We start from the raw sequence: 17,805 nt of genomic DNA, 5'->3' as shown, positions 1-17,805 counted from the left end.
ATTAGAATTGGAGAGGTCATGGCTGATGACAAGCTAAGAGCGACTCCTGCGGCTAGAAAGTTGGCGGATGATCTAGGAATCAACCTCTACGACGTTTCTGGCTCAGGTGCAAACGGTCGTGTCCACAAAGAAGACGTGGAAACTTATAAAGACACAAACGTGGTTCGCATTTCGCCACTTGCAAAACGAATTGCCCTCGAACATAACATTGCTTGGCAGGAAATCCAAGGAACGGGTCATCGTGGTAAGATCATGAAGAAGGATGTTTTGGCCTTGCTTCCTGAAAATATCGAAAACGACACCATCAAGTCTCCTGCTCAAATCGAAAAAGTGGCAGAAGTTCCAGACAATATCACTCCTTATGGTGAGATTGAGCGTATTCCAATGACACCAATGCGTAAGGTTATAGCTCAACGTATGGTTGAATCTTACCTAACTGCGCCAACCTTCACACTCAACTATGATGTCGATATGTCAGAAATGTTGGCCCTTCGTAAGAAGGTTCTTGATCCGATTATGGAAGCGACTGGTAAGAAGACTACTGTAACAGACCTTCTTTCACTCGCTGTTGTGAAAACATTGATGAAACACCCATACATCAACGCTTCATTGACAGAAGACGGCAAGACCATTATCACTCATAACTATGTCAACCTTGCGATGGCGGTTGGGATGGATAACGGTCTAATGACACCAGTTGTTTACAATGCTGAAAAAATGAGCTTGTCAGAGTTAGTAGTAGCCTTTAAAGACGTGATTGGTCGTACCTTGGATGGCAAATTGGCTCCAAGTGAGTTACAAAACTCAACCTTCACAATTAGTAACTTGGGAATGTTTGGCGTTCAGTCCTTTGGTCCGATTATTAACCAACCCAACTCAGCAATCCTCGGGGTAAGCTCAACAGTCGAGAAACCTGTTGTCGTCAATGGTGAGATTGTTATTCGCCCTATCATGAGCCTTGGATTAACCATTGACCACCGTGTTGTAGATGGTATGGCTGGTGCTAAGTTTATGAAAGACTTGAAAGCCTTAATTGAGAACCCAATCTCAATGTTGGTTTAAGTTAGCTATTGTTATTTTAGAGTTTTAGATAAAGGAAGTAAGACATGGCCTTAGAAGTAATTATGCCAAAAGCCGGCGTGGATATGACAGAAGGACAAATCGTCCAATGGAATAAGAAAGTCGGAGAATTTGTAAAAGAAGGAGAAATCCTTTTGGAAATTATGACTGACAAAGTCAGCATGGAATTGGAAGCCGAAGAAGATGGATACTTGATTGCCATCCTCAAAGGAGATGGTGAAACAGTTCCGGTTACAGAAGTTATCGGTTACCTTGGAGAAGAAGGGGAAAACATCCCAACAGCTGGAGCAGCTGCGTCAGAATCAAAACCTGCACCTGCTGCTAGTGCCTCAAACGACGATGGTAAGAGCGATGATGCCTTTGATATCGTTGTGATTGGTGGAGGTCCTGCTGGATATGTAGCAGCCATTAAAGCTGCCCAACTCGGTGGTAAGGTTGCCCTTGTTGAAAAATCTGAACTCGGTGGAACCTGCTTGAACCGTGGATGTATCCCAACTAAGACCTATCTTCACAATGCTGAAATTATCGAAAACATCGGTCATGCAGCAAATCGTGGTATCGTAATCGAAAATCCAACCTTCACTGTTGATATGGATAAACTTTTAGAAACTAAATCTAAAGTTGTCAATACCTTGGTAGGTGGTGTTGCGGGTCTTCTTCGTAGCTACGGAGTTACTGTTCATAAGGGTGTTGGTACAATCACTAAAGACAAGAATGTCTTGGTAGATGGTTCTGAATTGCTTGAAACCAAGAAAATTATCCTTGCCGGTGGTTCAAAAGTTAGCAAGATCAACGTTCCTGGTATGGAATCTCCACTTGTCATGACCAGTGATGACATTCTTGAAATGAACGAAGTTCCAGAAAGCCTTGTTATCATCGGTGGTGGAGTTGTCGGTATCGAACTCGGTCAAGCCTTCATGACATTTGGTTCAAAAGTGACTGTTATCGAAATGATGGATCGTATCGTTCCAGCTATGGATGCGGAAGTGTCTAAGAACCTTCGCTTGATTTTGGAACGCAAAGGTATGACTATCTTAACAGGTACAAAATTGGAAGAAATCATCGAAGAAAATGGTCAACTTCGTATCAAGGTTGAAGGAAAAGACGATATCATCGCAAGCAAAGCTCTTCTTTCAATCGGTCGTGTGCCAGACCTTGAAGGTATTGGCGATGTTGAGTTTGAATTGGATCGTGGACGTATCAAGGTCAACGAATACATGGAAACTTCTGTTCCAGGTATCTACGCACCAGGTGACATCAACGGTACTAAGATGTTGGCTCACGCAGCCTTCCGTATGGGTGAAGTTGCTGCTGAAAATGCCCTCAAAGGAAATCATGCTGTTGCCAAATTGAACTTGACTCCTGCAGCCATCTATACTCTTCCTGAAGTAGCAGCAGTAGGTCTAACTGAAGAACAAGCACGTGAGAAATACGATGTAGCCATCGGTAAATTCAACTTTGCAGCTAACGGCCGTGCTATTGCATCAGATGCTGCTCAAGGTTTCGTAAAAGTTATCGCTGATAAGAAATACGGGGAAATCCTTGGTGTGCACATCATTGGTCCTGCAGCTGCAGAATTAATCAACGAGGCATCAAGCATCATCGAAATGGAAATCACTGTTGAAGAAATGCTGAAGACTATCCACGGACACCCAACCTACTCTGAAGTGATGTACGAAGCGTTTGCGGATGTTCTAGGAATGGCCATCCATTCACCTAAGAAAAAATAAATAAGTTTTTCAACTAAATTTTCTTAAAGTAGTACGGACGGCAGCGACCTCTATTAGAGTTCCATGCCTAAAAATTGAGCCTCTTGTCTCAATTTTTCCGAGAAATGTAACGATAACACGTTACATTTCTTTTTACCACTTTAGAAAATTTGATTGCTATGAACAGATTTTAAAAACTAAATTTTTGGAAACACTATGAAATATATTATCAATCATTCAAACGACACTGCTTTTAATATCGCCTTGGAAGAATATGCCTTTAAACACTTACTAGATGAGGATCAAATCTTCCTTCTTTGGATTAACAAACCTTCTATCATTGTTGGTCGTCACCAGAATACTATCGAAGAAATCAACCGTGATTATGTTCGAGAAAATGGTATTGAGGTAGTCCGCCGTATCAGTGGTGGTGGAGCTGTTTATCACGATTTAAACAACCTCAACTACACCATCATTTCAAAAGAAGATGAAAACAAGGCCTTTGACTTCAAGAGCTTCTCAACTCCAGTTATCAATACCTTGGCTCAACTAGGCGTTAAAGCTGAGTTTACAGGCCGTAATGACCTTGAGATTGATGGCAAAAAATTCTGTGGCAATGCCCAAGCCTATATCAATGGTCGTATCATGCACCATGGTTGCTTGCTCTTTGACGTTGATTTGTCAGTTCTTGCTAACGCCCTCAAGGTTTCAAAAGATAAATTTGAATCAAAAGGTGTGAAATCCGTCCGTGCCCGTGTCACCAATATTGTCAATGAATTACCAGAAAAAATCACAGTTGAAGAATTTCGTGATTTGCTATTGGAATACATGAAAAAAGAGTACCCAGAGATGACTGAATACGTTTTTTCTGAGCAAGAATTAGCGGAAATCAATCGTATCAAGGATACCAAGTTCGGTACTTGGGACTGGAACTACGGTAAATCACCTGAATTTAACGTCCGTCGGGGAACAAAATTCACCAGTGGTAAGGTTGAAGTTTTTGCCAACGTCATTGAATCAAAAATCCAAGATATCAAGATTTATGGAGACTTTTTTGGTATCGAAGACGTTGCAGCTGTAGAAGATGTCCTTCGTGGAGTGAAATACGAACGTGAGGATGTTCTTAAAGCTTTAGAAACTATTGACATCACACGCTACTTTGCTGGTATTAGTCGTGAAGAAATCGCTGAAGCAGTAGTGGGATAAATCAAAAAGAAGTTGTATATTTTAGCAACTTCTTTTTTTGAGGTTTTTACATAATTATTATTACGTATCAATTATAAACTATCCAAGGCATTTTTCTGTTCATCATTAACGATATGGGTATAGAGGTCAGTGACTTGTGTACTGGCGTGTCCTAGCTGATGGCTGACCAAAACTTGCGATTTAGTAGCATCATAGAGCCTAGTTGCCAGAGTATGGCGTAGTTTGTGGGGAGTTACACGGACTTTGAAGTCCTCAGAGTACTTAGCAACCATTTTCTCGACGCTGGAAGCATCGATACGATTGGAAACACCACGATATAAGGTCAGAAAGAGAGCTGTATCTGTCTTTTCCGTCTTATAGCGTTGATTCCGAATGGCCAGATAATTCTCTAGATAAGGCTTGGCAAAGGCAGCGACATTGACCGAGTCACGTTTTCCCCCCTTACGTGTGACATCAATAACCATCATATTGAGATTAAGATCTCTTAGATCTAGATTAACAGCTTCAGATAAGCGGACACCTGAGGCCAAGAGAAGAGCAATAATGGCCAAATCACGTTCTTTATTTTTATTGAATGATGAAAGAGCGCGATTAGAAAGTTGTTGAGGGTACTCTTGGTCGATATAAGTTAGAAAACCCTCTGTTTCATCGCCTAAAAAGAGTTTTTGCTTGATGTTTTCAGCTCTAGCAGCAAGTGTTTCTTTCTTTTTCTTGGTTGAAACTTTCTTCATTACATTACGATAGAAATAAGGCTCCCCTTGGTCGTTTTCAACCTCCTCTGTTAGATACTTGTAAAGACTAGAAAGTGCCGACAAAGTCCGATTAATGGTCGTCTGAGAGACACCTTGTTTGGTTGTATTGGCATTCAGCAAAGGTCGTTCACGTAGATACAGGATAAAGGATTCCATATCTTTTTTAGACATATTTTCCAAGACTGATAAAGGAATGTCAGACATTTTATCAACATTTGAAATACCAGACTCCAAAACCCAGCTGAAAAATCGATCGTATTCCTTGAGATATTCGTACAAGGTTGTAAAACTGTAGGGCACAGCAAGCTTGGATTGGTAGTATTCCAGAACATACCAGGGCATGATTTGTTTTAGTTTGTCGATTCGTTCCAGTAAAATCTCACGTTTCATGTATTTTCTCCATAATTAAGTCTACTAGTAGTATAGCATAGACTTATATATTTTTCAAGAAAATTATAGTTTTTCGGAAAGACGTTATAAGTGTTTGATGGATTCTAGAAAAAACAAAGACCTGATTCTGCAATCATAAGAAACAGGTCTTTTGTGTGTATGTAATCCGGCAATATGTTTATACTTTAATTTCTCTAAAATATTGCAATTGCCATTTTTGTGTTGCTCGAGCTGTTGTATTTAAATTTGAGCACCAAGGAGGATAAAATCGCATAGACATTTTTCCATTGCTATCTTTTGTCGACAGAATGTTTTTACGAATAGCCACCTCGTTTGGAATAATGAATAGTCCCCTCTTATCATTATCAATGATAACGATTATAAGTTCATTTCCTAAATCCTCATTGGTATAAGGAATGTTCTTGTTGTTTTGGTCTTTTTCCAAAAAACTGTAAAATATCCTTCTTTTTTTGGTGTTCTTTTTGCCAAGCGGCATCTTTTATACCCTTGCTCTTCCTTTATATTGATAAGAATACCTTCGTATTTTTCATTGTATTTTTCTTCAATGAAATCAAAATCACCATAAAAATTATATAAAACATCGAGTATTTTCATTATGATGTATATCCTCCTTAGCAAATAACTTTTCCAAAGAATAATACTGTTTCCAACAAAATCAGCTACCGACTATACTCATCTTTTTTATGTATTACCATATAGCAGGATACCAAGATGATGAAGATTTTAAGCAGGTAGGTTTCGGATCGATCAGTGTCTATGGTTATCTGAGACAAGACATTAATGATCGAATGTGTCATAACGCAAATCCAGAGATTCTTTGTTTTGTTATATAGAGCTGAGAGTATGAAAGAATTCGTCAGCAATCCAAATAAAAACGGTAGAATTTGCAGAGTTGCTAGGGAACCATCAATGTAAAAGAACAACAGATGCCAAATCGCCCAGCTGAAAAAGGTTAGGATTGTTGAGGGAAAATACGGTAGCTTCTCTTGTAAAATTGGTTGAAAGACATATCGCCATCCAATCTCTTCTATACCACCAAAGACAATAAATTTGAAGAACATCAAAAACGGGAGATACCAGCTAAATTCTACTATTTGCCCACCAAACATTAGAAAAGAAAAATCAAGGACAATAAGGAAAAAAGATAATAAATAATGTTTGTAACTGGTATGAATGTTAAAAAAATCGTTAACGATCTTCTTAAAAGGAATATGAAAATAGTGATTTGCAACAATGATTCCCCAAAGTGCTGAAGAAATGCCACCTAGAAAGATTCCTAAAATAGATAATAGATTGGAATGAATAGAAAAATGATTCAAGAGAAAGAAAAGGAGGCAAACTGATGCTATTTGGCTAAATGTGCCTAGCAAATATACTGCAATTGCCTTATTTCTTTTCATAGAGAATCCTTTCAATAATATTTTACGTAAAATAAATTATGTAAAAAGAACTTATAACAACAAATCTTTGACTTTTCCAATTTCACTTTTTGGAATCACTAGGTGAATCATATCACCCAGATACATTCTAGTTGAGCCGTTAACGGTTTGGCTTTTGCCATTATGGACTTGGGTGGTGATGAGTACGTTATGTGGCAAGTTGAGCTCGTGAACCTGTTTTCCTGCTATTTTATCTGATACAGGGATTTCAATGAGGGTGACTTCTCCTTCATCTGTCGCTTCTTCTGGCAGCATTTTTTCGAGCATGGCCTCATAGACTGGAGCACCCTTGAGCAGATCCATAACAATGTAGGCGACTAAGGTCACTAAGCCAAGTGGCATGAGGTTTCGAATGTCCCCTACCATCTCAGTAACAAGTATCATAGCGGTTAAGGGAGCCTTGGAAATTGCCCCAAAGTAGCCACTCATTCCCAGAATGACAAATATAGGGAATTGTTCCTGACTGACAAGCCCAAGATTGACACAAATGACACCAACTAGGGCACCAAGTAAGGAACCGAGCGCCAAAATGGGTAGGAAAATTCCTCCTGGGAGGCCACTTCCATAGCTAATCATGCTCCAAACAAAGCGAATCAAAAAGTAAGCTAATAGAACTTGAAAACTAAAATTTTGCTCAGTCAAGGAAAGAACGACCTGATTTCCACCACCGAGAATTTGTGGCAAGAAAATCCCGACTGGTATGATAAGGATAAAGGCTAGGATTGGATAATAAGCTCTATCTAAATGGATTTTTTGACCAACCCAATCATAAACTCGACCAACATTGAGTACAGCTTTCTCATAGAGAAAACCAGAAAGCCCGAGAAAAACTCCCATAAGGAGGTATATCCAATACTGGTCTAGGGTCATGAGAGGAATGTCGTCTGGCATATCCAGTACGGGTGTTAAGCCAAATATGAGCAGAGAAACAAAGTTTGCTACGAGACTAGCTGCTAGAGTTGATACCCAGAAAAATCGTGAAAAATGGTGATAGACTTCCTCTACAACAAAGAGGAGACCTGCAATTGGTGCATTAAAGGCAGCTGCTAAACCTGCAGCTGCTCCACTGGCAATCAGGGAACGTTCCTCTACTGGGCTAGATTTGAGCCACTTGGCAATACCTTTACCACCAACTGCTCCAAGTTGAATACTTGGCCCTTCCCGACCTAGCATAAGGCCACTGGCAATAGCAAGAATACCTAATACATATTTCTTCCAGAGGACACTCCACCAGTTGAGACTCATCAGTCCCTTTAGTTCAGCTTCAACTTGAGGAATTCCTGAACCCTTGATATCTTTTTCTGACCGAGTTAGTTTCGCGCTAAGCCAGCAAACTATTACATAAAATAGGCCAATGATAAAAAGATTGCGCACTAAGTGCGCTTGATCTTGATAGAGTCCTTGTATCAGATGGAAGCCCTTTTCGATTAAGAAACGAAAAGATCCGACGATTAGCCCGACGACGAGACCAACAATGATTCCCCGTCCAACTTGGGATAATATGGTGCTTGAGGCAAAGGCAAATTCTTTCTTGGAACTGAGTGTTTCTGACTGTTCCTCCATAATCATTTCCTCTTACTTGTCTTTCTTAGTTGAAACCAGTGTTTTGACTGGTTCAAAACTGGTTCGGTGAATTGGGGTGACACCTAGTTTTTCTAGTCCTTTTAGGTGTTTAGCTGTTCCATAACCTGCATTAGCTGTAAAATCATATCCAGGATATTGCTGATCATATTCCTTCATCAATTCATCCCGTGTCACCTTGGCTACTATAGATGCAGCTGCGATTGAGAGAGAGTTGGCATCTCCTTTGATGATTGCTGTTTGGGGAATCGACAACTCCAGTTTCATGGCGTCTATCAAGAGGTGCTCAGGTTTCGGACTGACCTGGGAAATTGCTTCCTTCATGGCCAGCTTGGTTGCTTCATAGATATTGACTTGGTCGATGACCTGATTATCCATGATACCAATACCGATTGCCAAGGCTTGATCTTGAACAGCATGATAAATTTCCAAATGTTTCTTTTTGGGGATCTTCTTGCTATCGTTGAGGCCTCTAATCTTACAATTTTTCGGCAAGATAACGGCTGCAGCGACTACAGGTCCAGCAAGAGGACCACGGCCAACCTCGTCAACACCTGCAATTAGAGTCAATCCTTGCTTATAAAGTTCTTTTTCATAAGAAAGCATAGTTTCCAGGCGAAGGTCTTCATCCAGTTCAGCCTGAATGGCTTTTTTACGCTTGCTGATTTCCTTTTGAACTCCAGTTCGGCTATCTTTTTCCAGTTCAAGAAAAAGGGGATTGTATAAGTCTTTGACCGTGGCAAGAAGTTCTTTGATTTCTTTAATCGTCGTCATCGATATCGTCCAATGTATCTAAGGTGTAGTTACCGAGTTTTCCATCACGAACTTCCTTCACGAAGAGGCTGTAAAAACGGTCGTAGTCGTCTCGGAAACCGAGGGCACGTGTCATATCCATGATAATAACAGGAGCATCTTCTTCAATTTTCATTTGTTTGAAGCGTTCAGCTAGCTTATCTGGATAATGTTTTTTGAAATAATTGAGACCAAAAATGGTGACTTCATCCATAGGAAGCAACTGGTCTTTAATTGCTCCAGTTAAGGCTAATTTCAGTGCGACAGCATCATCTTCAAACTTAGGCCAAAGAATCCCTGGTGTGTCTAGGATTTCAAGGTCTTTATTGGTTTTGAGCCATTGTTGCCCCTTGGTAACACCTGGTTTATTGCCGACCACCGCAATCTTTTTCCCAGCCAAACGGTTCATCAGAGTTGATTTGCCAGCATTTGGAATTCCGATAATCATGGTACGCAAGGTTTCAATCTGAATGCCACGTTCTTTCTGGCGTGCAATCTTATCAGCCATAAGCTTTTTGGCTGCATCTGTCACAACTTTTACGGTAACTTGCTCTTTGGAGTTGATTGCCAGAGTTTGAATCCCTTGTGATTCAAAGTACTGACGCCATTCTTTTGTCATTGCTGGATCAGCTAGGTCTGCCTTGTTTAAAATCAAGAGTTTGGGTTTATCTCCCACAATCTTGTTTAACATAGGATTTTGACTAGATAAAGGTAGGCGAGCATCCACCAAAATCGTCACAAAATCAATAAATTTTAAATTCTCCTGAACTTGTCGCCGAGCCTTTGACATGTGACCCGGAAACCATTGAATAGTAGCCATAATAATTCCCCTTCCGACTAAAAAAAACGTGATAAAAACGTTTTCTTTCTTACCATCTATTCTATCATAAATGATCCCTCTTTGCATAGGCTTTTGTCTACAAAAATGAGTATATATAGTAAAAATGTTTGCATAAATAATGTATTGTTATATCAAAGTACGAGAAAATACCTATCAAGTCATATTGACTATAGGTATTTTTCTTATAAGAGTATTCTTGAGAGAAAAGGGCTGATACAATTTGTGACAATCGTTTCACTCCAGAGAATTTGCGCTGGGGATAAATAATCAGCTCTTAAACATTCTTTTAAAAATTCAGCAGCTTGATCCGGAGCAATTTCAAACTCAAAGGCTTTCATCTTGTAGAAAAAATCGATGAGATGCTCAGATAAGTATTCATCTGAAAAGGGTACTTCTCCACTTTTTCGAAATTCTAATAAGAGCCGAGAAAATCTAGCTTTTTCATCAGGCAAATCCCGAAAATAGGAATTAAGAAGCCAGGTCTGCTTCTGCTTTCTTTCAATTGGATCCTGACTCGCAATTCGTTGGTCTTTTTCCAGCTCTTTTTGGTATTGTTTAGCCTTGATAGCCCGTTCTGTTCGATTTTTACCAAAAAGTATTTTTTCCCACTTGCGTTCTTCTTGGGTTAGGGTTTCTGTAAAGCCAAAGTAGTCTTGATAGGCACGCTCTGCTGGTCCCATGGCTAGGACCAGATTGTCTGCATATTGCTTGGCGATTTTATCCCTCTTCTTGCGCTCTTTCTCTGCCTAGATACGGAGTTCTTGTTCGTAGTCAATTTTCTCCTTGCCTAGCTTGACAAGGTAGAGTTGATCATCCGGTTTTCCAAGTAAAAAGGGCTTAATGCATTTTTCAAGGACTTCTTCCATGCGAGCCTTCTTCTTTGGCTCAGCCTTGGTCCAATTTCCTCCTTGAAAGACTTCTAGGAAGAGTTGGTAGTCTCTCTCAGGTGCGAACTGATTGCCACGATTAGGCTTGAAAACGCCTTTTTCCCAGAGCCATTTTAGAAGTCGCTCGTCAAAGTCACTTTTATTGACCTTGATTTTTTCCTTTTTCTGGGCTTTTCTGGTAAGATTTTCAACCTTTCTGAGTAATTTTTCTTCCTCTTCTAGTTGCTGGTCAAGGGACAATCGATGAAAATGACGAACACAATCGCTGCCGATTGGAAAGAGGCGTCGGCCTGTGACACCGTTAAAGAGTTCGTAGGCGTATTTGATAGCATTCCCACAAACACAATTGCTACGGCCGATACCATTAAAAATCAAGGAAACTTCATTCCATTCCTTGGTAGCCTGTTCCCAAGTATCGGCTTTTGAAGCCTGTAAAACCGCATCGTGCAGGGATTTTCTAACTGGAAGTGTCATGAGGTCTCCTTTCTAGATTATACTTTTACAACTTGAACCTCGTCTTTACCGAGTAAAATCAAGTATTTTTCAATATTTTCAATCAAATAGGCTCGTGATAAAGCCTCTCCATAAAGGGCTAATTGACCACGATAGCGGTCTATGAGTTGACTTGGCTCGTCATAGCGGTCTGTCTTGTAGTCGAAAAGAACGATACGATCCTCATAAAGCAGATAGCCGTCCAAGATTCCACGGACAACGAAGTCTTCCTGACTCTTTTGATCTCGTTTGAGCATGGAGAAAGGTTGCTCGCGATAAAGATGGTCTGTATTAGCAAGAATTTCTTGACCAAGTGCTGTGTCAAAGAATGAAAGAATTTTAGCAAGATTGATCTTGTCTCTGACAGCTGGGCTGGTTTGAACTTGTTTGAGAGTTTCTGTCAGGCTAGCAAGGGTTGGTCGCTGACTTAGGTCAATTCTCTGCATGAGTTCGTGGGTAGCACTACCAATCTCAGCTCCTGTTACCTTTTCTTTGGTTGAAAAATCTGGTAACTCAAAGCTAATTTTCTTGTCTACTGACTGGCCTTGACCTGCAATCTCGACACCTTCCATATCCATAACTGGTTCATAGAATTTCTTGATTTGACTTGGGGTTTGAACACTAGGAAGCTCAATGGCTGCGCGGTGAAGAGTATTATAAACTTCCACCTCTTTCAGCATTTCCAGAGCTTCTTTGATGGTTTCAGACTGGCGGTTGTCTGCTTGAGAGCTATCTTGTAGAGGGCTCTTGTTTTCCAACTGACCAATAGCTTCTCTAGTCAACTGGTCTTCGCCAACAAAACGATAGCTAAAGTTGAGATTGTCCTTGGCAAACACTTTGCTGATAGCCCAGATCCAATCTTGGAAATTTCTTGCTTGCAGTCTGGTATTGCTATCTAATTTTCCGTTATTTGCTGCCGGGTATTCCTTGGCTTCTAGCTTTTCACGAGAACCCTTACCGACAAAATAGAGCTTTTTCTCAGCCCTCGTCATGGCAACATACAGCAGACGCATCTGCTCTGAATAGCTAGCCAATTGCAGTTCTTTCTCATTCTGCGTATAAGTTAGGCTAGGAATGGAGAGTTTGATGGTTTTAGGATAGTGTGCTTCCACTGCTCCTGTTTCCACCTTGGCAATGTATTTGACACCAAGCCCATTTTGACGACTGAGAATGACGTCTGACATGCTGTCTTGCTTGTTGAAGTCCTGATCCATGTTGAGGATAAAGACATAAGGAAACTCCAGACCTTTGCTCTTGTGAATGGTCATAAGTTCCACGGCATCTTTAGGCGGTGCGACAGCTACGCTTGCGAGGTCATGCTGAGCCTCTAAAACTTGATCAATCATACGAATAAAACGAGACAAGCCTTTGAAATTGCTCTTTTCAAACTGGTCAGCACGTAGCGCTAGGGCATAGAGATTAGCCTGCCTAGCAAGTCCGTTTGGCAAGGCTCCAACATAGTCATAATAAAAACGGTCATTATAAATCTTCCAAATTAAGTCATAGAGAGAGTGGGTTTTGGCATGTAAGCGCCAAGAATCCAAGATATCCATGAATTGATTTAATTTTTCAGCTAGGTCCTTGTGAATTAACTCTTTCTGATCAGTTACCTGTCTTTGAGCATTAACTAGTTTCTCATAAAGATTCTCTTGTACTTTATCTTCTGCTTTCTGAAGAGATAAACGTGCCAACTCATCCTCATCGAAACTAAACATAGGAGACTTCATAAGGGCAACCAAGGCGTAGTCTTGCAGGGGATTGTGGATGACACGAAGGGTGTCCAACATGACTTGTACTTCTAAGGATTGGAGGTAGTTGTTTTGCTCACCGTCTGTTTTGACAGGTATCCCGTACTCAGACAGGGCAAGTAGAATCTGGTCATTACGACTGCGACTGGAAGTCAGAAGGGCAATTTCTTTGAAGGCCACACCTTTTTCTTGATGTAGCTTTAAGATTTCCTTGATGACAAGGCGCATTTCCCCAGTGAGTTTCGTGTCTTCATCACTTTCTTCTTTCTCTTGCCCACTATCGCCCTTATCGTAGAAGAGAAATTCTGCCTTGTTGTCTGGATTAGGAGTCAGTTTGGTATTGGCAAAAACAAGCTGGTGCATGCTATCATAGTTGATTTCACCGACCTCTTGGTCCATAAGGCGTGCAAAAACATCATTGGTTGCTGACAGCACTTCTGAACTACTACGGAAATTTTCCTTGAGCAAAATCAGCTTTCCTTCTTGAGGATTTTGCGCATAGCGTTGAAATTTTTCATTGAAAATCTGGGGATCTGCCTGACGGAAACGGTAGATGGACTGCTTGATATCTCCCACCATAAAGCGATTGTGACCATTCGACAGCAATTCCAGCATCCGTTCTTGAATGTGGTTGGTATCCTGATACTCATCGACCATGACTTCATGAAATCTCTCTTGATAAGTCTCGCGAACTTGTGGGAAATTCTCTAAAATCTCAATGGTGTAATGACTGATATCAGCGAATTCAAAGGCATTTTCTTGGCGTTTACGTTCGCGATAAGCCTCCACAAAATCACTCATAAAGGTTTGGAAGGTTTTAGCTAGCTCCCAAGTATCTTCATGATAACGTTCTTGATAGTCGAGAATGGTTATCTGATCTGCTAGTTGTCCAAGTTTTGCAAACTGGGCCTTTCTCTCTTCGTTGTAGGCATCAGCCAGTGGCTTTAAATCGGCCTTACGACTGGAGTTAGCCAGAGCTCGACCATTTTTTTCCTTAGAGATGGCAACAACACGCGCAAGCACTGCTTGATAAGCCTGACTATCGGACTCTTGATTTAAGGAGCCAATTTCATCCAGAACCTGTTGAACAGCTTCTAAATAGGTAGCTTTTGGAAACTCATTGGCATCGTTATCCAGATGATAACGGAGGAAACTTTCCAAATCCCAGAGCGCCTGCTTAATTTGCTCAGTTAGTTTCTCTTTTTCATTTGCAAAGTCAGCTTTTTCAAACCCTTTGAGAAAAGACTCGTTCAGCCATTTTTGGGGGCTACTGGTGGATTGAAGGAAATCATAGATTTTGTAGACTTGCTGGCGCAGACCTCGTTCATCCTTGCCACGTCCAGCAAAGTTCTTCACCAAACGGCTAAATTTCTCTTTATTCTCACCTTGGTAATGCTCTTCAAAAACCTGATGAAAAACTTCGTTCTTTAAGAGTAACTGTTCACTTTCATTTTGTAGAATACGGAAGTTCGGTGCGATATCAATCAGATAGCCATGTTTGCCAAGGAATTTTTGCGTGAAGGAGTCCATGGTTCCTATGGCAGCGTTTGGCAGGTCTGCCAACTGACTTCCCAAGTGTTGTTTGAGCTCGACATCATCGGTTTCTTGGATTTGTTGGCTGATTTTTTTCTCCAAGCGCTCTTTGAGTTCAGTAGCAGCCTTGACAGTAAAAGTCGAGATAAAGAGTTGGCTGATTTCCACACCTCGCGCCAATTGATCCAGAATACGCTCGGCCATAACAAAGGTCTTCCCTGAACCAGCAGACGCTGAAACAAGGATATTTTGCCCTGCAGTATAAATGGCTTCGATTTGCTCAGCTGTTTTCTTTTGTTCCTTGCTTGAACTCACTTCTGCTTCTTGCAGTTTTTGAATTTCTTCCTCAGTTAAAAAGGAAATGGGCTTCATCGATTCAACTCCTCTCTCATTTTTTCAAACCAAGCTTGCTTGAGTTTTTCTCCGACCAGACGCTTGCCGTCAGCTAAGTCTAACTTCTCTAGGAAACGAGCTTGTCCCAAATGGTAATTAGCTTCAAATCCAGTGATGGCTTGGTGTTGCTGAACGTACGGGGCAATACTTTTGCCATTCTCTGTGTATGGATTGATGGCAAATTGGCCTTCTAAAATCTTCTCTGCTGCTTTTTTATAAAGATGTGCATTGTAGTCTAGCAAGAGCTGAAACTCTTCATCAGTCAGCTGGTTGGCCTTATTTTTATTGTAAAACTCACCCAAATGACTGCTTTCTTTTTCTAAAAAGAGCCCTTGGTATTTCATTGACTTGCTGGCTTCTACTACTGCACCTGCCAGACTTTTAACAGCTAATAAAGATTGGACAGGCTCAGCCATTTCCAAGTACATAGCTCCGAAAAAGTTCTGCTCCCCTTCTCTTTTTAGGGCAGCAAGATAGGTTGGCAGTTGGGAATTAAGCCCATTGAAGAAATGAGGAAACTGGAACTGGGTCAAACTAGACTTGTAGTCTACCACTCCTAACGCTCCATCAGCTTTCAGGCGGTCAATGCGGTCAACCTTGCCTCGCACATGAACACTCCGACCATTATCCAATTGAATAAAGGCCTGATCCTTGCCACCAAATGTTGCCTCCTCTTGGATGGTTTCGATAGCTGGATTATGACGAAGGATGTGGCCCGTAGTTCGCGCGACATCAAGCAGAATTTCCTTGGTAAATTGGGCTTCCAAACTTTCCTGATAAATAGCTTCAAATTCGCGTTCTTGGCTGGTTTCCTTGATGGCTTGCTCCAGTCGTTGGTCAAACGGATTTTCAGCAGGCAGTTTCAAGGCTCGTTCAAAAATACGATGCAAAAAATTTCCGTGACTGCGAGCATCCGGACGAAGGCGCAATTCTTCCTGTAAACCTAAGACATAACGAAGGAAATAACTGTATTCATTGCGGTAAAACTCCGTCAAACCAGACGTAGACAGGTAAAACTCTTTGTCAGCAGGGTATAGAGCCTGCAAGGTCTCTTTCTCTAATGGCTTGCTGCTTGGACTGGTTGGGAGTGCTGGATTTGTAAGACCTTTTTGATCTAGTTTTTTCCCCATGACACGAGCCAAAACCTTGACAAAGGTGACATCTTGCTCATTTTCACTTGAACCTGCCTGCTGATGATAGGCAACCAGGCTAGAGAGGAGACTATGATATGACCCCATATCATCCTTAGACAGCCTTTTTTGATGAATCTTCTTCTCTATCCGGCTAAATCCAAAACTCACCAGTTCCTGAAGATAGGCCGATTCCTTGCTCTCATTTTCATTGAGAAGACTTGGTGCTGACAACACCAACTGCTTACGAGCAGCATTGACCAAGGAAAGCATGGTATAGCGATTTTTCTTGAGGTTTTCACTACTTGCAATCAGTAATTGCGCTCCCTCTTCGGTTGCTTGGTTTAGGCTTTGTCGTTCTTCATCTGTTAACAGACTGGTGTTTTGCGCGATTTTTGGCAAATGATCCTGAGTCAGCCCAATGGCATAGACAAAGTCAGCGGTCATAGGTGCAATCAAATCATAACTCTGCACCAGAACGGTGTCCACTGTCGCTGGAATGGTGCGATACTGGGACAAATTCATTCCAGAATGGAGCAAGGCTAGGAAGTCCTCCAGACTAACTTGTGAACCAGCAAAAACCGTCGCAAATTGTTCTAAAACATGGCAGAAGGCTTTCCAAACTTCAGCTTGTCTTTCCTGTTCTAGAGTTTCCATAGTAGCTGTCAATTCTTGCATCTGCTTGCTTAAAGCAGCATTTTTTAGAAAAGTATTCCACTTTTGCAAGAGATTTTCAGTCTTTTGTTTACGGCTGGCAAATAATTTTTCAAGAGGAGCCAAAACTCGCAAACGAATGTCATTCAAGCGTTCCAAATCAAACTTTCCATGGTGGGATTTAGTGAAGGTCTGCTGAAAAGCTGGCAAGCCATTGATACCAAGATAGCGGAGATATTGCTCAAAAGCATCAATATCCTCTTGGCTAAGGTCAGTATACAGACCAGTTCTGAGGAGATTAATCAAATCCTCCTGACGAAAACGGTAGCGTTTCAAACGCAAAATAGATTCGACATACTGAGTCAAAGGGTGGTGAGCCATGGATTCACTTCTACCAAGATAGAAAGGAATCTGATACTGGTCAAAAATAGTTTTCAGTGATAACTGGTAAGAAGTCACATCACCCAGCAAAATACGGAAATTCTTGTAACTCAGTTCTGGATGGTCATGTAATTTCTGACGAATGCTACGGGCTACTAATTCCAGCTCTTCTTTTTGCGTCAAACAAGACCAGATTTGCAGGTTTTCCCTGTCTTTCTCATCGATATCCAAGGTGAGTTCTGAAAAGTCATAAGAAGACTCCAGCAAACGAGAGGCTTTGTCAAAACTATCCATTTTCTCATGTGTCTGAGAACGATCCTGAGCAGGTGTTTGGTATTTTGCCCCCAAATGATGAAGAAATTCCACACTGGCTTGGTAGAGATTCCCTTCAGTGAACGGACTGGTATAAGCCTTCTTGCTTGCATAAGCACCGATGACAATCTCGACACCTTTTCGATGAAGCAGATCCACTACACGCTCCTCCTCGGCAGAAAAACGGGTAAATCCATCAATAACCAAGGCAATCTGACTGAAATCACTGCTTACCTTGTCATTCTCAATAGCCTCAATCAAATGGGACAGCTGACTTCCCTGAGCCAACTGACCTTGATTAAGATAGGCTGTTACTTGCTCAAAAATCAAGAGTAAATCTGCTCGTTTATCCTCATCCGTCAAACTTTTCAAGTCTAAAAAATTCATCTGAGCAGTTGTCATCTCATGATAAAGTTCAACCAACTGCTGGATAAATTGAGGATCTTGTTTAATTGCACCATAAA

At 41.1% G+C, this 17,805-nt stretch carries 10 protein-coding genes and 2 pseudogenes; 3 read left to right on the top strand and 9 right to left on the bottom strand.

Going from position 1 to position 17,805, the window contains the following annotated elements:
• The first annotated feature begins 18 nt into the window (after positions 1-18).
• The 3 genes from GMD6S_RS06195 (at position 19) to GMD6S_RS06185 (ending at position 3,995) form a co-directional block, all read left to right on the top strand.
• Positions 19-1,062, top strand: a complete 1,044-nt coding sequence (locus GMD6S_RS06195) for a dihydrolipoamide acetyltransferase (protein ID WP_000752709.1) — start codon at positions 19-21, stop codon at positions 1,060-1,062.
• Positions 1,063-1,106: 44 nt separating this feature from the next.
• Entirely contained in the window at positions 1,107-2,810 is a 1,704-nt protein-coding gene (gene lpdA, locus GMD6S_RS06190) for a dihydrolipoyl dehydrogenase (RefSeq protein ID WP_001162891.1), read from the top strand.
• A gap of 195 nt (positions 2,811-3,005) precedes the next feature.
• A complete protein-coding gene (locus GMD6S_RS06185) occupies positions 3,006-3,995 on the top strand; it encodes a lipoate--protein ligase (protein ID WP_000874002.1) in 990 nt (329 codons plus the stop codon).
• 71 nt (positions 3,996-4,066) lie between these two features.
• Here GMD6S_RS06185 and xerS read toward each other — a convergent pair whose 3' ends face one another.
• The 9 genes and pseudogenes from xerS to rexB form a co-directional block, all read right to left on the bottom strand.
• Entirely contained in the window at positions 4,067-5,137 is a 1,071-nt protein-coding gene (gene xerS / locus GMD6S_RS06180) for a tyrosine recombinase XerS (protein ID WP_000817871.1), read from the bottom strand.
• Between the two features lie 178 nt (positions 5,138-5,315).
• A pseudogene (locus tag GMD6S_RS06175) lies at positions 5,316-5,752 on the bottom strand (MepB family protein).
• Positions 5,753-5,817: 65 nt separating this feature from the next.
• Positions 5,818-6,558, bottom strand: a complete 741-nt coding sequence (locus GMD6S_RS06170; protein ID WP_000827852.1) for a CPBP family intramembrane glutamic endopeptidase — start codon at positions 6,556-6,558, stop codon at positions 5,818-5,820.
• A 51-nt stretch (positions 6,559-6,609) separates the two neighbouring features.
• Positions 6,610-8,160 (bottom strand): ClC family H(+)/Cl(-) exchange transporter, encoded by a 1,551-nt coding sequence (locus tag GMD6S_RS06165; protein ID WP_000392577.1) that lies wholly within the window; start codon positions 8,158-8,160, stop codon positions 6,610-6,612.
• 12 nt (positions 8,161-8,172) lie between these two features.
• Positions 8,173-8,952: a ribonuclease HII gene (locus GMD6S_RS06160; protein WP_000207517.1), complete on the bottom strand. Its 780-nt coding sequence runs from the start codon at positions 8,950-8,952 to the stop codon at positions 8,173-8,175.
• Positions 8,939-9,790 carry a ribosome biogenesis GTPase YlqF gene (gene ylqF, locus GMD6S_RS06155; RefSeq protein ID WP_000201284.1) on the bottom strand — a complete coding sequence of 284 codons (852 nt, stop codon included), beginning with the start codon at positions 9,788-9,790 and terminating at the stop codon, positions 8,939-8,941. The genes GMD6S_RS06160 and ylqF overlap by 14 nt, the downstream gene beginning before the upstream one ends.
• A gap of 203 nt (positions 9,791-9,993) precedes the next feature.
• A pseudogene (locus tag GMD6S_RS12960) lies at positions 9,994-11,172 on the bottom strand (hypothetical protein).
• A gap of 17 nt (positions 11,173-11,189) precedes the next feature.
• Positions 11,190-14,843 (bottom strand): helicase-exonuclease AddAB subunit AddA, encoded by a 3,654-nt coding sequence (gene addA / locus GMD6S_RS06140; RefSeq protein WP_000802726.1) that lies wholly within the window; start codon positions 14,841-14,843, stop codon positions 11,190-11,192.
• On the bottom strand, positions 14,840-17,805 hold a 2,966-nt coding region (gene rexB / locus GMD6S_RS06135), incomplete at its 5' end, for an ATP-dependent nuclease subunit B (RefSeq protein WP_000328183.1). The genes addA and rexB, both read right to left, overlap by 4 nt.

The sequence above is a fragment of the Streptococcus sp. GMD6S genome (genome assembly GCF_000297015.1).
This window is presented reverse-complemented; position numbering and strand designations above follow the sequence as displayed.

What these genes read in the sequence shown, in the direction of transcription:
- xerS (WP_000817871.1), bottom strand. Translation starts at nt 5,137, where the DNA reads ATGAAACGTGAGATTTTACTGGAACGAATCGACAAACTAAAACAAATC.
- lpdA (WP_001162891.1), top strand. Translation starts at nt 1,107, where the DNA reads ATGGCCTTAGAAGTAATTATGCCAAAAGCCGGCGTGGATATGACAGAA.
- GMD6S_RS06195 (WP_000752709.1), top strand. Translation starts at nt 19, where the DNA reads ATGGCTGATGACAAGCTAAGAGCGACTCCTGCGGCTAGAAAGTTGGCG.
- GMD6S_RS06160 (WP_000207517.1), bottom strand. Translation starts at nt 8,952, where the DNA reads ATGACGACGATTAAAGAAATCAAAGAACTTCTTGCCACGGTCAAAGAC.
- addA (WP_000802726.1), bottom strand. Translation starts at nt 14,843, where the DNA reads ATGAAGCCCATTTCCTTTTTAACTGAGGAAGAAATTCAAAAACTGCAA.
- GMD6S_RS06165 (WP_000392577.1), bottom strand. Translation starts at nt 8,160, where the DNA reads ATGGAGGAACAGTCAGAAACACTCAGTTCCAAGAAAGAATTTGCCTTT.
- ylqF (WP_000201284.1), bottom strand. Translation starts at nt 9,790, where the DNA reads ATGGCTACTATTCAATGGTTTCCGGGTCACATGTCAAAGGCTCGGCGA.
- GMD6S_RS06170 (WP_000827852.1), bottom strand. Translation starts at nt 6,558, where the DNA reads ATGAAAAGAAATAAGGCAATTGCAGTATATTTGCTAGGCACATTTAGC.
- GMD6S_RS06185 (WP_000874002.1), top strand. Translation starts at nt 3,006, where the DNA reads ATGAAATATATTATCAATCATTCAAACGACACTGCTTTTAATATCGCC.